13 protein-coding genes and 1 pseudogene are annotated in these 18,853 nt (G+C 34.7%); 8 read left to right on the plus strand and 6 right to left on the minus strand.

Annotated elements, in window-relative coordinates; genetic code table 11:
• Nucleotides 1-251: 251 nt before the first annotated feature.
• Complete coding sequence (locus F6K06_RS27550; protein WP_124145663.1) at nucleotides 252-1,469, minus strand: glycoside hydrolase family 10 protein; 1,218 nt, start codon at nucleotides 1,467-1,469, stop codon at nucleotides 252-254.
• Between the two features lie 377 nt (nucleotides 1,470-1,846).
• Between F6K06_RS27550 and F6K06_RS27555 the strand changes: the two genes are divergently transcribed.
• Nucleotides 1,847-2,857, plus strand: a complete 1,011-nt coding sequence (locus F6K06_RS27555; protein WP_240039006.1) for a DUF262 domain-containing protein — start codon at nucleotides 1,847-1,849, stop codon at nucleotides 2,855-2,857.
• 124 nt (nucleotides 2,858-2,981) lie between these two features.
• Nucleotides 2,982-3,158: an AAA family ATPase gene (locus F6K06_RS27560; RefSeq protein WP_240039005.1), complete on the plus strand. Its 177-nt coding sequence runs from the start codon at nucleotides 2,982-2,984 to the stop codon at nucleotides 3,156-3,158.
• A gap of 711 nt (nucleotides 3,159-3,869) precedes the next feature.
• Here the strand turns inward: F6K06_RS27560 and F6K06_RS27565 are convergent.
• Nucleotides 3,870-5,003 carry a YihY/virulence factor BrkB family protein gene (locus F6K06_RS27565; RefSeq protein WP_124145661.1) on the minus strand — a complete coding sequence of 378 codons (1,134 nt, stop codon included), beginning with the start codon at nucleotides 5,001-5,003 and terminating at the stop codon, nucleotides 3,870-3,872.
• A gap of 912 nt (nucleotides 5,004-5,915) precedes the next feature.
• Between F6K06_RS27565 and F6K06_RS27570 the strand changes: the two genes are divergently transcribed.
• Nucleotides 5,916-6,539 (plus strand): hypothetical protein, encoded by a 624-nt coding sequence (locus tag F6K06_RS27570; RefSeq protein WP_124145660.1) that lies wholly within the window; start codon nucleotides 5,916-5,918, stop codon nucleotides 6,537-6,539.
• Nucleotides 6,540-6,595: 56 nt separating this feature from the next.
• Here the strand turns inward: F6K06_RS27570 and thrC are convergent, their stop codons facing one another.
• The gene (gene thrC / locus F6K06_RS27575; RefSeq protein ID WP_124154770.1) at nucleotides 6,596-7,687 is read right to left on the minus strand and encodes a threonine synthase; all 1,092 of its coding nucleotides are present in this window, start codon (nucleotides 7,685-7,687) and stop codon (nucleotides 6,596-6,598) included.
• 752 nt (nucleotides 7,688-8,439) lie between these two features.
• On the opposite strand from thrC, the gene F6K06_RS27580 reads away from it, so the two are divergent.
• From F6K06_RS27580 to F6K06_RS27595, 4 genes and pseudogenes are all read left to right on the plus strand, one after another.
• Entirely contained in the window at nucleotides 8,440-8,661 is a 222-nt protein-coding gene (locus F6K06_RS27580) for a hypothetical protein (protein WP_124145658.1), read from the plus strand.
• A 334-nt stretch (nucleotides 8,662-8,995) separates the two neighbouring features.
• Nucleotides 8,996-10,051: a fatty acid desaturase gene (locus F6K06_RS27585; protein ID WP_287243855.1), complete on the plus strand. Its 1,056-nt coding sequence runs from the start codon at nucleotides 8,996-8,998 to the stop codon at nucleotides 10,049-10,051.
• 492 nt (nucleotides 10,052-10,543) lie between these two features.
• Nucleotides 10,544-10,738: a hypothetical protein gene (locus F6K06_RS27590; protein WP_287243857.1), complete on the plus strand. Its 195-nt coding sequence runs from the start codon at nucleotides 10,544-10,546 to the stop codon at nucleotides 10,736-10,738.
• Between the two features lie 291 nt (nucleotides 10,739-11,029).
• Nucleotides 11,030-11,752, plus strand: a pseudogene (locus tag F6K06_RS27595) (ParA family protein).
• 447 nt (nucleotides 11,753-12,199) lie between these two features.
• On the opposite strand, the gene F6K06_RS27600 reads toward F6K06_RS27595, so the two are convergent.
• The 3 genes from F6K06_RS27600 to F6K06_RS27610 all read right to left on the minus strand — a co-directional run bounded on the left by F6K06_RS27600 (nucleotide 12,200) and on the right by F6K06_RS27610 (nucleotide 16,223).
• Nucleotides 12,200-13,105 (minus strand): PD-(D/E)XK nuclease family protein, encoded by a 906-nt coding sequence (locus F6K06_RS27600; RefSeq protein WP_124145656.1) that lies wholly within the window; start codon nucleotides 13,103-13,105, stop codon nucleotides 12,200-12,202.
• Between the two features lie 145 nt (nucleotides 13,106-13,250).
• On the minus strand, nucleotides 13,251-15,254 hold the full coding sequence (locus tag F6K06_RS27605; RefSeq protein ID WP_124154771.1) for an ATP-binding protein: 2,004 nt from the start codon (nucleotides 15,252-15,254) through the stop codon (nucleotides 13,251-13,253).
• Nucleotides 15,255-15,491: 237 nt separating this feature from the next.
• Nucleotides 15,492-16,223 (minus strand): hypothetical protein, encoded by a 732-nt coding sequence (locus tag F6K06_RS27610; protein ID WP_240039003.1) that lies wholly within the window; start codon nucleotides 16,221-16,223, stop codon nucleotides 15,492-15,494.
• Between the two features lie 964 nt (nucleotides 16,224-17,187).
• Between F6K06_RS27610 and F6K06_RS27615 the strand changes: the two genes are divergently transcribed.
• Entirely contained in the window at nucleotides 17,188-18,309 is a 1,122-nt protein-coding gene (locus tag F6K06_RS27615) for a ParB N-terminal domain-containing protein (RefSeq protein WP_124145671.1), read from the plus strand.
• Nucleotides 18,310-18,853 lie beyond the last annotated feature (544 nt).

The following is an 18,853-nucleotide window of genomic DNA, read 5'->3' on the forward strand; positions in this document are numbered from 1 at the left end:
CTACTATTTACTGGAGAGGAAAAAATTGTCACTTCTAGTCTCTCCCTTTGCCCTAGTCAGAAAAAATTCCTACCTTTTCCCTTCTACTATTTACTCTAGTATCTTCCCTCCCCCAAGTCAGAAAAATTCCTACCTTTTCCCCTCTACTATTTACTGCAGAGGGAAAAAATTACTACTTCTAGTCTTTCCCTTTACCCAAGTCAGAAAAATTTCTAGCCTTCCCCTCTACTATTTATTTGAGAGGCAAAAATTTACGACTTCAATGGTTTTCCTTCTTTCTTTGAACTAGAGATATGTGGTCTTGAAATCTTTCCCTGAAATATTTTTTCCAAAGCTTCATTTCTGATATTTTCTGATTCTTTTCCCCACTTCCATAAACTTTCATAGAAAAAGAACGATACTCCCGCAAAATTTCTCTTCCGCACTGCTTCTACTTGTTCTTCAATTGTCGTTATCGGAGTAGAATTATTTTTCAAACCACTCAAAATTCCAATGGCAAAAGGAATATTATTTTTAGCTAATTTAACCTCTGTTCGTTCCAACTCATTAATAAAACGTTTAATATCTGGACGATAAACTTGTAAAACAATTTCATCAATCCATTTTTCTGTTTCCCAAGTCAACCAGTCTTGCAAATAAGCAGGTAAAGCAAAGTGCAAAGGATTAGGAGATACAGAAATAATACAGTCTGGTTTTATCGCTTTTATTTCTTCAGAAACCCGCCCCATAAAATTATTAATTTTATCCGCTCGCCAACGCACCCAAAAAGTTTCTTGATAATTTTCAGAAGGGGATAAACCAGGAAGTTCTTTTTCATATAATTTGACTGTAAAATCGTCATAACCAAATTCGGCAGGTAAGCCAAAATGGTCGTCAAATTGAATCCCATCTATATCATATTTAGTCACAATTTCCATTACTAAATCTAAGATAAATTGTTGTACTTCTGGATGAAAGGGATTAAGCCAAACTCGCTGATATTCACCTTCCATTTTTATAGTAGTTCCATCTCTACGTTTGCTTAACCAATTAGGATGTAATCTTACTAATTCTGAATCTGCTGGTGCCATGAAACCAAATTCAAACCAAGGAATAATTGTTAAATTTTTTTCATGTGCTTCGTTAATAACTTCTTGTAAAAAATCTCGTCCTTGTAAACCAGGTGTAGGGTCTAAATATTTGCCAAATACTTGTTGAGCTACTTGACTAGGGTAGAGAGTATAACCTCCTTGCCAAACAGTAGAATATAGTGTGTTGAAGTTGAGATTTGCTAAACGATTTACTGCTGCTTTTGTTGCTGTAGTGGAAAATAAAACTTCGCTGTCAATATTGGTTATCCAAACACCACGAATTTCTGTTTTTTGTGGGGTTTTGCTAATTTGATTAGATGCAAATACCAATGTAATTGTTGTGAAAATTGCAATTAGTGTTAAGAGGATGATTCGGTAAATTGATTTGGATTTATACATTAAATTTTGGTAGAGATTGAAATTATTTGTGATTGAGCGATCGCTCAGATTCAGAGATTGACAATTAATCTAAATATAAAGACTCTTTAGATTCAATGCTTGACATTATATTCTCAAAATTTTTGATAATAATGGAAATAAGTATTAGGAGGATAATTTGAGAAATTGATTTGGATATAGACATGATATTTTTATCGGAATTAAGTTTTGTTTTGTGAGCGATCGCTAATATCTATAAATTGATAAATTAAGGTAAATAGAAATAGGAAAAATCAAGGTTTACTATTTGATAATATACTTCTTTATAGTAGTTGTCAATTTGAAATAGATAGTTAAGAATTGAGTCTAATCTCAGATGGTATAATCAAAATTAAAGAATGGCAGTCAAACCTATGAGCAGTCAAGAAAATTCAAACAAATATCAAGAGGCAGAAAATGATGAGGAGGAAGCTTATGAAAAATATGAGTTAATTTACGATCCAGAGAAAATTAATTTTATTACTAGAGAACCTACAATTGAACAGTTGGTGAGAAGAATAAATGAAAAAGTTCTTGATTTAGCTCCAGATTTTCAGCGTCATTCTGATATATGGAAAGATGACGTTAAAAGTAGATTTATTGAATCTATTATTATTAGGATTCCTTTGCCACCTTTTTATATCGATGGTACTAATGAAGACAACTGGTTAGTCATAGATGGATTGCAAAGACTTTCAGCTTTAAAGCAGTTTATTATTAAAAGCGATAATAATTTACGGTTAACAGGTTTAGAATATCTGGGCAATGAACTTGATGGTAAAACCTATCAAAAATTACCTCGTAAATATCAACGTCGTATTGAAGAAACTCAAGTTACTGTATATCTAATTGCACCAGGTACACCAGCTAAAGTTAAGTACAATATTTTTAAACGTATTAATACAGGAGGAGAACGTTTAACTCCTCAAGAAATACGTCATGCTCTTAATCCTGGTAAAGTCCTAAAATTATTAGCTGAACTTGCTAAATATCCAGAATTTACTAATGTTATTCAACTCGGTGAATCACGAATCAAACGTATGGATGATCGGGAATTTGTACTAGGCGCTTTAGCAGTTATGCTTACATCTAATTCTTATAAAAATTATGCCAACTCTGGCAGAGAAGAATTTTTAGATAATGCTATGAAAAAAATTAATGATTTATCTGATTATGAAATTGAAGAACTTGAAAATAAATTCAAAAAGACTATGATTGTTTGTCAAGAAATATTTGGCGATGAAGCTTTCCGTAAATCGAAGAAACAAAGAAAATTTCCAGTTAATAAAGCTTTGTTTGAAACCTGGTCATTTCATATTAGTCAGCTTAATTCTCAACAAACTCAAAAACTTAAAAATCAGACGCAATAATTATTAGATAACTTTGCTAAATATGTAGATCAAGACAAAGAATTTGCCAAGTCTATATCTCAAGCTCAAGATAAGATAGAATATCGTTTTGAAACTATTGAAAAAATAATCCAGGAAGTTCTAAATGATTAGTTCAGTACATCTAAAAAACTTTAAACATTTTGCCAATCAGCTTTTATCATTTAAACCACTGACTTTGCTATCTGGTCTAAATAGCACAGGCAAATCTTCTGTCTTACAAGCATTACTTTTAATGCGTCAATCTTATCAACTTGGTTATATAGGCATTAAGTTAAAATAGGTAAGCATTCAGCAGTCAGCTATCAGCTATTAACTTATTATCTTAGAAGGAGAATTCAAAATTATGTTTGCGTAGCATTCCGCAGTCAAGAAAAAGGTCACTAACTAACTTTAGTAAGTCCTGTACGTTCATACATCTGTTTGCGTAGCATGACAAACGGAAATGCTGTTTGCGGAGCATTCCGTAGGAAATGCTAATAGCTGTTTGCGTAGCATGACAAACGGAATGCTTACTAAAATAGTGACAATATTTTTGATAGTTAAATCCATATAGATATTATCTAAACTCCATGAGTAAAAATTCTAATTTTCCAATTCCCCAATTTTCTTACATTTGTGGCATCCTCACAATTTTAACTCTATTAGTATGGCTCCTCAGAGGCTTAAAAATTCTGGCATTTTTACCAGGAGGAGTGCTTTTACTTCTAATTTTTTTATCCATAACAACTGGTGTGATTAGCCTTTTACAACGACCACATTAATTCAGACTTTTTTTGCCGTTTTTTCTAGTAAGCATTCAGCTATTAGCTATCAGTTCTCAACAAAAGGAGGGGGTTTAAATGAATATAGACTTTTTCAGCTGACTTTTATAGTAAGATTTAATTCTCACTCAGTTAGTAAAGCTTTTATCTAAAACTAAAAACAATAGCTGATAGCTGATAGCTGGCGGCTAAATGCTTACTTTCTCATACTTTACTCCTCCTTCTATAACTTAGCGTTCCTGTAGTAGATGCGGAACATTATCCCGTGCCATTGCCTCCCCTACTGTTACATTTAATTGTGCCCCAATTAATACCACCAATGAACTAATATATAACCACAACAATAAAATAATAAAAGTACCAATAGTTCCATAGGTTCGGTTATAGTTACCAAAATGAAAAACGTATAAACGAAATAAATTAGAAGCTCCTGCCCACATTAATGCTGATATAATTGCACCAGGCATAATAGGTGTACCTTTCCTTCTACGACTCGGACCAAAACGATAAACAAAAGCAAAAGCTGTAGAAACTATTCCTAAAGTAATCGGCCATCTTAATTGACCCCAAGTTTCTAATAATTGTGACTTCAACACACAATTATCAACTGGTTCTTGAAATAAACAACTAGCAACCTGGTCAGGGGGACAATTTGGCAGAGTTTCTAGTAAACAACTTTGCCGAGCAATCATGTCTACAATTAAGTCACTAACTAATACTAATCCAGAGGCAATAATTAATAGTATGAGAGTACCAATAGTTAGTCCTAAAGAAACTAATTTTGCTTTCCAAAAAGGTCGTTTTTTCTCAAGAGGAACTTGATGAATTTCGTCAAGAGCTGCCATAGCAGAAGTCAGTACGCTAGAAAATATCCATATTGAGCCAATAAAACTGAAAGAAAATATTTCTTTGTTGCGGGTTTTCAGAATTTCATCAACAGCACTGCTAATTAAAAATCGCACTTGATTAGGTACTATATCTGTTAGTAAACTACCCATTTGTAATAGAGGCAATCGCAAAGATTCAAATAATCCAATTGCTGCAATTATTGTTAATAATCCGGGAAATAAAGCGAGCATAGCATTATAGGCCATCTCGGCTGATAAACCTGATAATCTGCTTTTGCCAGCACAAATACATACTTGTTTAATGGTATTAAAATTTAGATGAAGAAGGAACTGAAAAAAGCGAATTATTCGCTTCAGTATATGTTTGACTATCCTTTTTAATATCGTCAATATCATGCCATAGCCACGTTTAGCAATTGGAGTTAATAAGTTGAAAAATCGCTGCCTATTGGAGTGGTTTAAAACTTCTCGCAATGTGGCAGAATTAAAGTGACGTAAAAAATGGAAAAAGCTCATAGGGCTTTTAGGTAAAAAGGTTTATCTGAGTTACTTGTATAGCAGGGAATAGGGAATAGGAAATAGGGAACAGGGAACAGTGGGAAAAATATTTATCTGTCTTACAATTCATCATCAATATCAGTCAAATACCAACTCGTTCCTTGCTATAGTAGAGAATAATTTGTCAACTAACAAAAACTTCAAAATAACAATTATAAATTTATAAATTTCGGAAAATGTACTAAGATAAATTACTTTATTTCGGGCAAAAATCAAAAGTAAATAGTAATCTTTTATAGAAAAAAATTACTAAAAAAAATAAACATTAAAGTCATACACAGATAAAAAAAATCCAATCTAGGTATCAAAAGTCTATAATTATATAAGGTATTATACCAATTTTAACAAGTGATTTTACAAAAAAAAATTGTAAGCATTCAGCAGTCAGCTATCAGCTATTAGCTCTTAGCTCTTAGAAGTAATTATTGATTAGAAATAGGCGTGGAAATTAAAAATAAAATCAATTATTATCTATAAATTGTCAATTATTTCTCCCTACTCCATGTTCCCTCTTTTATGGAGATGTCTACTACTCATATTGCTGATAGCTGAGTGCTAATAGCTGAATGCTTACATAAAATCCGTAGCTTACTGAGGTATTTATATTATATGAATTATCCTCATTTACCTTTATCACGAGTCAAATTCTCAGTTAAATATTAAGCATAAATACTTATTTTACTTTTAACTTTTGACTTCTTACTGAGGAATATCAAGAGCATATTTATGTAGCGCTATAGTATTTCCCTGTTTCCTTTCAGTATCTACTGTCCTAAACTATACTTCTCTTGGTATAGTTTAAAATTGCAAAGACAACCTTCGCGGGAAAATCACCCGATTAAATGAACACTCTATAATCTAAAATATGATATGAGTCAGGACATAACTCCGTGGTTAAATGAAATTAAGGCTCTTCAAGAGAAAATAGTAAAACTTCAAACAGAATTAAATGTTGCCCAGGATAGTGCCTCTAAGTGGCGTCAACTCTACAATACTGAAGCTCAACAACGACGAACGGAAACTCAACTGGCTCAAGAAACTATTCAGACTTTAAAAGCCCAAGCTCAGAAATTACAAGGTTTTCCATCTGTTGAAGAGAGTATAGATGAAAGTGCAACAACTATTGAACAGCAAATCGAAAATTTACAAACTTTAGCTGAATTTAAGGCCAAAATAATTGAAGTAGTCCAAGAACGGGAGCGTGCTTTTGCACAAGTCCAAAAATTAACTGAAGCTCTCGAACAAGAGAAAGTCAATCATACAAATACTCGTACAAGTTTAACAAATGCTTTGGCAGATGCAGTAGATATTCTGGCCAAAGCAAAAGCAAGCAAACAACAGAAATCGGAAATTACTCCTGATATTCAGCCAAAAACAGAAGCCAATATTCAAGCTCAAAATCAAATCCAACTAAAGGAAAGCTTATCTCCCAATGCTGCTCAGTTGCCGCCCAATGAAAGGCCATTGCCCCGCTTACCCAGTAGTAAAGATTAGAGAGAAAAGCTCAAAAGTAGAACCAAAAATATTTTCCTTTTTCCTTTTTCCTTCCTTTAAAACCCCATAACTTCCGCTACTGCCTCTATATTTGGCTCTATTCCCTGCCGAAACTGATTATTGCTATGTTTAATCGCCACATCTGGGTCTTTGAGACCATGACCAGTAAGTACACAAACTACTTTTGCTCCTCTGGGAACTTGGTCTTTGACTTTCAATAAACCCGCAACAGAAGCAGCACTAGCAGGCTCGCAAAAAATTCCTTCATTGGACGCCAATAAACGATAAGCCTCTAATATTTCTTCATCGGTAACCGCTGTAAAACTTCCTTGACTAGCTTGTTGAGCTGCTACAGCTTTTTCCCAACTAGCAGGATTGCCAATTCTAATGGCGCTGGCCACTGTTTCCGGTTGGACTACAGGATGACCTTGAACAATGGGTGCCGCCCCTGCTGCCTGAAAACCCATCATTTGCGGAAGGCGATCGCATTTTCCGATTTGATGGTATTGACAAAATCCCATCCAATATGCTGTGATATTTCCGGCATTTCCTACAGGAATACATAACCAATCTGGGGCATCCCCCAAAGTGTCCACTACCTCAAAAGCTCCTGTTTTTTGACCTTCTAGGCGATAGGGATTAACTGAGTTAACTAAAGTGACAGGATATTTAGCGGCCACATCTCGGACAATTTCTAAGGCTTGGTCAAAATTTCCCTTGATGGCTAAGACTTCTGCACCATACAATAAGGCTTGGGCTAATTTTCCTAATGCAACATAACCATCTGGGATTATGACAAATGCTCGCATCCCACCTCGTCTAGCATAAGCAGCAGCGGCAGCTGAGGTATTGCCTGTGCTAGCACAGATTACTGCTTTTGCCCCTTCTTCTTTGGCTTTGGATATAGCTAAAGTCATGCCCCTATCTTTGAAACTACCTGTGGGGTTAAGGCCATCATATTTGATAAAGACTTCTACTTGGCCGCCTATTTGATGGGCGATCGTCGGCACAGGTATGAGAGGAGTATTACCTTCTTGCAATGTGATTACAGGAGTTTCTTCTGTCACTGGTAGATAGGATCTATATGCCTCTATCAAACCAGGCCAGCCTTGTAATTTTGACTGAGAAAAGGGCCGTGTTAAGGTCATTTTTAAGTTTTGAATTTTTTACTGTAAAGTTTAGTTTTTTTACCTTAGGCCAAAGCTATAAATAACTTTTTGGTCAATTTTTAGTAAGGTTGACACTCCACTGGATAAATCCGCGTGGATTCGTGATTAGGAGTTTTCTATCGGGATAAATCCGCGATTTTCACATTGCTCGTAACGGCCACATTGCCATTACCGTACCATAGTACGCATACAGCAGCAGCTCACAAGGCGGTGCCAATCGCCACTACCCTCTCCGGTCATTCGACCATTGAGACTACTTTTAAAGTTGTTGGTTGATTCACTCGCTTTGAGGTACAAGGTGCTGACTAACGGCTGGAAACAGAGTGCTGGCTAGCACTGGGCTACCTTTTCGGTTAACCACCCTTTAACTGAAGCGTCCATTAGCTAACGATGCTCTCACCATGGTTCAAAGGTCATTGTGTCTTTATACCTTGATTATCGCATATTTTGACTACGCTTTATTACCCGTCGCGTTGTTTCCATCGAGCCGTTAAACTGGCACTTTTCCCACTTACCGAATTTTTACAATGAAAACTTAATCAAATCTATGGTTAAGAAGGATACTAAACCTTACTAATCTTATTGTATTATCCAAATGTTTAGTGTTGGATATGGTACTCCAACTTTTTAATGCCGGAAGTTAAATAGTTTAATTTGTTGTAATTTATCTTAATATTCCGGTTACAATAGAAAAATAAGTGAAGTAAGTATAAATGGCTAGTAAGTTACTGATGTCTAACAGTATATCCAATTTGTCCAGTGCATCTGTTTCTGTAGATACTTCTAAAAGGGTAAATGTTTCAGGGGTATCAAGCAATCAAAACTACACTCAAGAAAAGATGAAATCTTTGTATCAAACAGATCAACAAGTTAAGTTGCTCCATCTTGAGGCAGAAGTAGAAACTTTATTGTTGGAATTGCGGACTATAAAAGAACGAAACTTAGAAAATTAGTCTCAGAGGTTGAAAAATAATTCAATCAATAAAAATTGTGAATAAATAAATGATTGCTCAACTTGATGAATAAAAAATCAGATAGTAGTAGTAACCAAATCAATTAATTGACTTTGATAATGACAAGATTATGATGTAACAAGAAAGGTTTTACTACAGTGTTATTGTGTACAAAATTGACTAAGATTCACTAAGTTCTAGTATGTCTTAAAAATTTCTGTTAACTACTTTCTGTGGTCAAAACTGCCAGCAAAGTATTTGCGCTGGCGTTTTTTTTCGGAATCATAAATCTACTACATAACCACAAAAAAAATACGGAGAACTCAAATAATTTATGACAGTATCAATTGCAGAATCTACTCATGGAAATTCTGAGATTAGAAACGAGCAACTACAACTTAAAGATATTGTAAAAACTCTACCTCGTGAAGTTTTTCTCAAAGATAAATGGAAAACATGGACAATGGTAGCAGTCAATATTTTTATGGTTGTATTAGGTTACTGGGGACTAACAATTACACCTTGGTTTTTATTGCCCCTACTTTGGGTTTTCACTGGCACAGCATTGACTGGTTTTTTTGTTATTGGCCATGACTGCGGTCATCGTTCTTTTGCTAACCGTCGCTGGGTCAACGACCTGGTTGGTCACTTAGTGTTTTTGCCTTTAATTTATCCCTTTCATGGCTGGCGAATAGGCCATAATTATCACCACAAACATACGAATAAAATGGGGGAAGATAATGCTTGGCAACCTTGGTATCCAGAAGATTATGGGAATGCAGGTAGCTTGATGCAGTCAGTGTATCAGTTTATGCGTGGAAGATTTTGGTGGTTAGGATCTGTTGCTCACTGGGCGGTTGTCCATTTTGATTGGAGAAAATTTGAAGCTAAAGATAGGGAAGATGTCAAGTTTTCTGCGTTGGTAGTTTTCGGGTTTAGCGCGATCGCCTTTCCTCTGCTTATCGCTACAGTTGGCCTGTGGGGTCTGGTCAAGTTTTGGTTAATGCCTTGGTTGGTTTACCATTTCTGGATGAGTACATTTACTATTGTTCACCATACAGTACCAGAAATTCCTTTTACTCCTGTAGAAGAGTGGAATGAAGCGGAGGCTCAATTATTTGGTACAGTACATTGTGATTATCCCCGGTGGGTAGAGTTTCTTTGCCATGATATTAATGTGCATATTCCCCATCATGTCTCTACAGGAATTCCTTCATATAATCTCAGGAAAGCACATCAATTTTTGAAGGATCAATGGGGAGATAAACTTTATGAAACTAAGTTTTCTTGGTCTTTAATGAAGGAGATAACAGAGAAATGTCATCTGTATGATCAAACTAAGTTTTACCTAACTTTTAAAGAGTATGATGCTCAGAAAGTTTCCCAGTAATTTTAGTCAGGAAAGCGGTCAGCTATCAGCTATTAGCTATCAGCTTCTCAAGGTTTTTAATAGGGATTCAAACCCCATTAACACATACCACTAATTTTTCATTTATCAATTTTTATATAATCCGGCATTTTGACCGGATTTTTTTTATAGGGTATCTTGATACTCAACGGGAGCAAGATGCTCTTAGAAAAATAACCCCAAGCAGAATAAAATTAATTGATAATACCACTTTTATAAATTGGTATAAAACTGTAAAAATACTGAAAAAAAAGTAATACAACTGAATCAAATTGTCAAGATTGACATCAATTAATCCGTTGGATAGGATCGGATAAATTAATCAAGGAAAAAATTCAAAATTAAGGAATAATCACCTTGAGTTTTAATCCAGACTTATGTCGCAATGAAAGCGAAGTAGAAAGTAAACTAATTGTTAGTTATCTACTGCCAAAATTAGGATACGGTATCGAACATTGACATCAAGAACTAACTTTGGGTAGTATCCGTTTAGACTTTTTATCATTTGCTGTCCAGAAGTTACCTTTTCGTTTAGATGGAGATTCTCCATTGAGTTTAGTTATGGAGGCAAAACATCCGAGAGAAAATTTAGACCGCCATCAACGAAAACTGAGGCATTATTTAACAAGTAGAAATGTAAAATATGGGTTGTTAACTAATGCTAAATAAATTAGGATTTATCAAAGAGACAGAAATCAGATTGAGTTAATTTTTAGTTGTTTGGGAATTGAAATTGATGACAAAATAGAAGAAATTAAAAAAATAGTAGGTCGAGACTATTTGCGTCAAAAAGAGAGTTGTAATATACCAGAAACTCCGGTAGAAAAAGCAGGTGTAAGTGAGGCGATCGCTACTCAATCTGAGACAAAAGAAATTGTTAGCAATATTCCCGAAAATCAGGAAAACTTAGTAAACATTGAAACAGAGTCTAATCCAATTAATCAAGGTAGGAGAAATTCTATGAAAGTAATTGCTGTCTATCACAATAAAGGTGGAGTTGGAAAAACGACAACAGTGGTTAATTTAGCTGCCGCTTTGAGTAAAAAAGGTTATCAAGTTATTGTTATTGATTTAGATAGTCAGGCGAATACAACTTTTGCGACAGGTCTAATTAAATTTGATGATGAACAATTTGATGATATCAAAGACTCTTATATTTATCATGTGTTGAGATACGATGAATATTCTAGTATTCCAGAAGTAGCTAGAGCTTCTAGGTTTAATAATCCAGAAGTAGATGTAATTCCTTCTCATATAAATTTAATGGATCTTGAAGGTGAGTTAAACGGTCTGAGAAGTACTCAAACTGCGCTAATAAAAAAACTAAAATTTGTCTAATAAAAATATGATATTGCCCTGATAGATACACCACCTTCTTTGAATTTGTATGCCTTTGTTCCCCTAGTTAGTGCTAACTATTTAATCATTCCTTCAGACTTAAAACCATTTGCTAATCAAGGTTTATCTAATGTTAAAAATTATCTTCAGCGAGATGTTAACCGTTTTAGACAAATGATGAATAAACCAGACATAGAAATATTAGGTGTACTGCCTTGTAAAATTAACCCTAACAATAGATTTGTACAATATACATTACCAAAACAGATTCAAGCAGTTTCTCAACGTTACGAGCTTAATGTTATGGAAACAGTCTGGAGAAAACTTAACTTGGGAAAATCTTAAACAACAAACTAAAAAGGGAATTGGTTTCGGGAAAACAACCTACGAAAAACTCAGAAAAATAGCATATATACCAGAATAGAAAGTAGCGATCGCATTCCCTCACACCAAAAATACCAAGTATCCGTAGGTTGGGTTGAGTGCGACTCGTTGGGTCAAAGAAGCCATGACTGCAACATGACCCTTTAACCAAAAGGTTAAAAACTCATACCCTATGCAGGTTCAATTCCTCCCCTCTCAGCTAGGGAGTGACTTCGCAGCTCAGGTTTAATGGGTTAACAACCATTACTCGAGGGTGCATGGGCTAAAAGCGGATAAGCCTGAAGGACTAAGGACGATACTGCCAGAGAAGTAAGTCTTGGTGAAGAACATGAATCCTGTCAAACGTTTCCTACAGAATGCTGCGCAAACGCTAACACTTCGTTCTACCCAACCTACTTTTGATAACTCCTACCAATCCCTATCAAAAAAACTCTGACACTTTTCCCTCTGAGGACAAATATCGCATAAATACTCATGCTCCGTTGCTGGAGGTGGGTCTGGTTGAGACTCCTCCCACCTTAACCACACCCGCATCTCCTGTAACTTAGCAGGAATTAAACTCTCCACCATATTCTCAAGTTTTTCCCATGAATAATGATACTCTCCAAACTCAGGCAAAACCCAATAAACAACCGCATTAACAGGCACTTTTTTCTTTTGCTTCAGTAGAAAACTATACAAAGCAACCGCCATTAACTGAGACGATACTTCTACAGTTTCATAAGTCTGATAATTAACCACACATAAACGACGATACTCAAAATCAAAAATTAAATTATTAACTTTTCCTGTTAACTTTTGATTCTCACCATCTGGTATTTTAAAAGTATAATCTAGTAGTATTTCCCTTGTAATTAATGTGCGACGAACTACAATACTTTCATGGCAGTAACGCCGATTTTTAACAATAATTTTAGATATATTTAAAATTAGTTTAATTAAGACCTGCCAACTTTGATAGAGTGCTGTTGCTAGACTAGAATCCTTTGTAATTATTGTGTCTAAATAAGGAAAGAAAATCAACTCATAAAATAATTGTTGTATTTGATTAGCGATCACTTCTACCATCAATTCCTCAAACTTCCCCTTAAACAAAGCTTGAATCCTAGATTCTTCTCTAATCATATTAATCAACTGATTAGCTAAGTCGAGAAAAGCACTATCAATTTCCTGGATATAATCTTTTGGCAAAAATATATGGTCGCCCCCAAAACGTTGTTTGAGATAAAATAAACGCGGGCACTCAAAAGCAACTTTAACATTGGTAACACTGAATGGGGGAGACTGTAGTTGAGGTTTATTAGTTATTGGCATTGACAAACTATCCTGATTTTCCAGGTTTTTAAGCAGTTAAGATCACTAAAAAAATTTCAAAAACTATCAGTTTGATCTACTAAATTTTGATCTACTAAATATTGATTTTAATTTATCGTTCCTAACTTTAATTAAATGTTCGTTATTAAATAGGAATAAAACAAACTAGTTTTCGATCTAATTTTGATGTAGGAGTAATATTTTTGATTTTCTGTTCTCCTTCAAGTTCCTCAATAATTGTATAAATTTTTGACTGCTCTATGTTAATAAATTTATTTAGTGTATTTTCAATTATGTTTTTGCGCTCCATAAAACATTCTGTTTTAATTAAATTTACCACAAAATCCTTCACCTCATCTAAATCTGATAAATCTGAATCGCTTTGTTGTTCTTGATTATCTGTTGAGTCAACTACAGATAAATCTCGTAATAGACTACAACTGTTTAAAATCTGTGATTCACAAATTATTTCTTCTAACTCTTTGAGACTAATAATCTTACCTTCAATCATTAATTCATTAGCTAGAGCAGCATTCACCAAACTATGATATGTAGCCAAAAAATATACAGATTTCAGGTTGGGCTGAATATGACAATTTTTCAACCTACCCTTAAAAATTTTTCTATATATTCTATTGCTCATATTTTTGGCATTTCCAACCTCAGCAGCTCTCACTAGATATAAAGTTTGGCATAAACTTTTATCTGCCACTTTCTGGCAAGCATTCATAGTATTATAAAAACTATTCATATTTTTATCTTCTGTCCAAACAACACCGATAATTCCCTCTTTATTTTGTTGTTGATAGCTCAAAGAATGACTAGCATATTTACCGCTTAATAATTTAGTTTTTACCTCTTTACATTCTACAGCAATTAATACTTCTTGTAGCATTCTAATCAATTCTTGTGCTGCAAAATCGGTAATTTTATTAATTTTTTTCTGAGTTTTTTGATATTTATCTTGCCAAATTAATTTAAAAGTTTCTAATTTTGTTTCTGGTGTTAATTTTTGGACATTTCCTGACTCATATAATAATTTGTTTTTGTATCGATCGTATTCCTTACGTCCCAATTCCAATATATTACGAGGCAGAGTTTTACCTCTAGAAAACTTCTGTTCTAATATTTCTGTTGACAAAGGAAATATAGGTGATTTAGGCTTTGGTTTTGCCAGAGAATGCAAAGGGATCAAACGAGCTGCCAATATTGCTTTTCCCTGTTCTAAAGTAATTGGTTTAAGATGAAAATATCCAGCATTTACTCTAGTTTTATCTGCAGGTTGAATCCATTCATAATTTTGTTTCCATGTACTCGTAATAATACTAATAATTATCAGAAAATTTTGTGGACAATGAGTATGAATACTAGAATTGACATTAAATAATGCTTGTAAATCTAACGAGCCATCCAATAACCGAGGAATATTATCAAGATTATCAAAACATAAAATAATCGGTTGAGATGCAGCCGAAATAATTCCCAAATTCGTCATAATTTTCTGAGCAGAATCTTCAGAATCTATACTACTTTTAATTCCCAAAGATTTTAAATCATCTTCGTCCAAATTGTCCCCCCGTAACCACTCACAAGCAATCGATATGTAATTTGAATTTAACAGATGATAAAAGGCGCTGAAAAAATCATTAGGATTATAAATTCCAGAAGAATAAATACCTTTGAGATTTCTAATAAATACTTTTCTTTCACCAATAATTTTTTGGAATAAACTACTATTTTGTGAATCTAGTAGACCTTTTAACCATAGTAACAACTGAGAATCTGTTTGACCCTCTGGAGTTTTCATCAGAGAGTCTACTGTTTGACGCAAAATATGACGCCAAATGTAATCACTATCAGGCCAAGGATCAATATAAACGAAAAAAGCTTTTGTGTTGAATAATTTTTTGATTCTTCCTAAAAGATAACTTTTACCAGAACCAGAGTCACCAGTCAGTATCAAAGTTCGGGGACGATTTTCCTGGGCAACCTGCTCTAGCACTGTTTCTATATCAGAGATAATATTTTGATGGATAGAATCGACATTCCAGTTAGGATTTTGTTGCTCTTGCCAAAAATTAATAGTATAAAGAGTTACTTGATCGAAAGGATTGGTTTCTCTTTGAATAATCTGATCTATAGATGTCATACTATAAACTGGTAATATTTTTTGGACTGGTTAGAGAATTACGATAGCAGATATAGGAAAATTGGTGTTGCTGAAGCGCGTGTATGATATTAATCTTAATGATTTAGGAGTCAGGAGTCAGGAGGGAAGAAAGAGTAGTAGAAGGAGAAGGTTTTTTGTTCACGCTCTTATCCATTAGCGTAGCTCCCCCGGAGGGGACACAGGATATTATACCTCAAATCACCAACACCGGAAAATTTAGTAGGGAATTATAAAAAACAAACTTCCACCAATATCTTGAGGTATACCTGCTTCAAATTGTTCTGGAGTGTAGGAGCTTACTTCTTGTAAGGAGCTTAATTCTATCTGGTCACTTTTTTCTAGACGGTAAAGTGCTAGATCTAGTTCTTCTCTAGATAAAGGAGGTTGTAATTTGTGTCGCAGATGAAAAATGGGTAGATAGTTATTTGTGCCTAGATTTTGGTCTAAATCTCGAATCACAGCTAAAATCTCAGAGTCAGTGGGTTGATCAGGCATCTTGGAAAACTGCTGTTTTTCTTGTTTAGGGAAGTAAAGCGAACAGTTAGTACGCATTAAATCAAGATAGTCGCTTAACATTTTTAAGGATATCTCTTTTGCAGTGCTGCGAGAAGAATATTCTTGGCACAAAAATTGCTTTCCTTTTTCTGTCAACCAAACATCTTTGATTTTTTGATCTATAACTTTAATCAAACCTTGCTGTAGTAAGTCTGTGATAACAGCTTTCCTATAGCTAGTATCAAGACCAGTCTCCGCTGGAGAAATAGCAGCTTTAGCAGTTGCTTTGAGCACTTTCAATTCTTCGGTGGTAAGTAAGTTAACAGCTTTTTTATTATTTAGGAGTGATTTTCCTTGAGGTGCTATATTAATTTTTGTAACTTCTCCAGTAAATTTTACCAACCCTCGATCGCAAAGTCTGGAGCAAATTTCATTTTTCTCAGAGACCTTCATTTCAGACTCTAGTTGAATTTTAGTAAAAGATACTTGATAATTTTTATAGCTCAGTAATTTTAATAGAAATTTTAAATCCTTAACATCCATGCGATCGTCTGTTCCTCACTTGCAAAAATCAACCAATTAATATTATTATTAATCAGATAGGTACACCTTGACTATTTTTTGCAAAAAAGTTAAAAAATAACTACAGATATTTGGATGGAGTAATGCGATCGCTCCCTGATATGGCCATAAAATCTACTGCCATAAGCTAATTTAATTCAGAGTAATTGAAGCAGAGCGCCATTCCTACAATCCTAACTGGGTAATACCTAGTCAAAATTGTAGTCTTAAAGTGATAACTGCAACAAAAGGTAGTATAGCAAGGAACGAGTTGGTCAGGACTTATGTTAATGATGAACCGTAAGACAGAGAAATACTTTTCCCATGCGTCTGTCGCACCCCGCGGGGTCACACCGCTGTTCCCTGCTATAAGTGTTGACTGAGTTCATAGCAAAAAATCAATTGCTACTAAGATGATAAATTATTTGTCTTCCATAGTCAATGAAAGTATGCTAAAGTAACTTTGTGAAAGTAAAATCTGGGTAAGAAAAAAAATAAACTAAGGCATAGCAAAAACTAACAAGTTCAAAAAGTAATGTTGGAGATCGTACTTACTTATAGCTGTATGAATTTCTAGCCTGAGAATTAATTATAATTTCCCAGATTATGCAATAATCATAAGTCCTGTTTGGCAGCACTAAGCAGTTTGCTCACCTCCCGACACTTAATCCTATTTTATCAAACTGTGATGAAATTATGGTTTTTCCAATAGCTGTAATAGCTGGAAATCTTGAATTTATCATCAAAAGTGATAAATGAGGAGCCACAAAAAAAATGTAACCGGGAGAATGCTATCTAGGCAGTATTAGCCCAAAACCTTTATTTGATTTTAGGAACCAAGGAAAGTTGAAAGCAAATGGTTTCATCAACGAAGCGAAAAAATCGACAAGAAGATTTACCAGTACAACCAGTAAGTTTGGAATTGACTCCCATATCCCAAATCACTGTACCAGACTCTCAGGTAAGAGATATTCCTGCTGAAAGACATGAAGCTCTAGTTAAGAGTCTTTCTGAACAAGGCAGTAACTTAATCCCATTAATTGTGAGATTGACAGATCATGACGATTCCGAGCAGCAATACGAAATAGTTCGTGGTGCTGATTGGTATCAAGTTGCAAAAGAAGCTGAAATCAAGGAACTATGGGCCTGGATTTATGAAATGACAGATGAACAAGCAAAGATAGCTGTGGCAGAGATAGAGCAGTTAACTCAACCACCTGTTGTAGAAACACCAGACTTTGAGCATCTAATGCAACAACTTGAGGTATCATTCGATAAAAAAGTAGATTCTCTCACAAAAAAAATCGATCAATCTATCAAGAAAAATGAGGAGGTACTCAAAAAACAAGTAAAATCTTTGCAGGTTCGAGGGACGGATGTTGTTCAAATTGAACAGCTCAAAAATTTGATTACAAATCTAGAAAATTCAGTTAACGATAAGGTAGAAAAATTGGCAAGAAAAATCACAAGCTCAACAACAAATAAAACAACCTCTAATTCTTTATCAGGAGTGAATGTGGACTTATTATCAAAACAACTTGACGATCTCGATAAACAAATAGAGAAAAAACTGGAAGGAATTGTCAAAACAATTAATCAGTTCTCCCAGTTAGTTCAAGATATTGAAGATGACTTAAAAACTCAAGTATCTGCGGTTCGGCGTCAATTACAAACAATACCAGAAGCCACTTCTACCGAAGAAGTTGCAACTAAAGCTGAGACACCGCGTAAGACAACAACCAAGAGTAAACCAAGTTCTACATCATCAAGGTCTAAGTCGAGTACAACAAAAACTACTACTAGAAAGACTAAAGCTCAAGCTGCTGCAGAACCAGAAGTTCCCATTGATGATTATGATACCAAATCACTCAGACAACTGAAGAAAATTGCCCAAGAGCGGAAACTTCGTGGCTATGCGCGTATGAAACGTCCTGAAATTCTCAAAGCTCTCCGAGAAGCTGACGCTGCTGCTAGTTAGGATGAGTGTAATCCGAGTATCAGTAGTGTAAAATAGCGCAGGCAGTTAGCCTGCGTCAAAAATTCAGTCAAAAGTTGCTCATCACAATAGGCACTGCCTCCTAATATAATTGTTAAATTTACGGAGAGTTTCAATCACCGTTTTGAACATCTGTTAAAGGAACGAAGAGTAACTTTTGACTATATTGCTATGACTAATATAGCAGAAGGAAGAAAGAAAAATCTTATGTTGCCTGAGTTTTAAGCTTTTGATCTTTCCTAAGCTTTCCTTCGACTGCTATAAATTTATATTTATCTTTTGTGTGGCGGGTTTACAGCGCTTTTCATTTAAGTAGACCACAGTAAGGACGTTCTGGAACGTCCCTAAAGGATTTTGATTGTGACGATGTGGTTTCAATATGAAAACCGCTGTAATATAAAATCCGGTAGCATCGGAGTAATTAAACCTGAATTTTCGGCCACCAATGGTACTGGGTTATAGCCTTGATTGCAAATTGCTGTGTTAAAAGAACTTGACAACGCTCAAACAGAATTTCTTCTAACTC

This window comes from Okeania sp. SIO1H4, from assembly GCF_010672695.1.
Taxonomy (GTDB): domain Bacteria; phylum Cyanobacteriota; class Cyanobacteriia; order Cyanobacteriales; family Microcoleaceae; genus Okeania; species Okeania hirsuta.

Coding starts and splice junctions, on each gene's coding strand:
- F6K06_RS27550 (WP_124145663.1), bottom strand. CDS start 1,469: ATGTATAAATCCAAATCAATTTACCGAATCATCCTCTTAACACTAATT.
- F6K06_RS27555 (WP_240039006.1), top strand. CDS start 1,847: ATGGCAGTCAAACCTATGAGCAGTCAAGAAAATTCAAACAAATATCAA.
- F6K06_RS27560 (WP_240039005.1), top strand. CDS start 2,982: ATGATTAGTTCAGTACATCTAAAAAACTTTAAACATTTTGCCAATCAG.
- F6K06_RS27565 (WP_124145661.1), bottom strand. CDS start 5,003: ATGAGCTTTTTCCATTTTTTACGTCACTTTAATTCTGCCACATTGCGA.
- F6K06_RS27570 (WP_124145660.1), top strand. CDS start 5,916: ATGAGTCAGGACATAACTCCGTGGTTAAATGAAATTAAGGCTCTTCAA.
- thrC (WP_124154770.1), bottom strand. CDS start 7,687: ATGACCTTAACACGGCCCTTTTCTCAGTCAAAATTACAAGGCTGGCCT.
- F6K06_RS27580 (WP_124145658.1), top strand. CDS start 8,440: ATGTCTAACAGTATATCCAATTTGTCCAGTGCATCTGTTTCTGTAGAT.
- F6K06_RS27585 (WP_287243855.1), top strand. CDS start 8,996: ATGACAGTATCAATTGCAGAATCTACTCATGGAAATTCTGAGATTAGA.
- F6K06_RS27600 (WP_124145656.1), bottom strand. CDS start 13,105: ATGCCAATAACTAATAAACCTCAACTACAGTCTCCCCCATTCAGTGTT.
- F6K06_RS27605 (WP_124154771.1), bottom strand. CDS start 15,254: ATGACATCTATAGATCAGATTATTCAAAGAGAAACCAATCCTTTCGAT.
- F6K06_RS27610 (WP_240039003.1), bottom strand. CDS start 16,223: ATGAAGGTCTCTGAGAAAAATGAAATTTGCTCCAGACTTTGCGATCGA.
- F6K06_RS27615 (WP_124145671.1), top strand. CDS start 17,188: ATGGTTTCATCAACGAAGCGAAAAAATCGACAAGAAGATTTACCAGTA.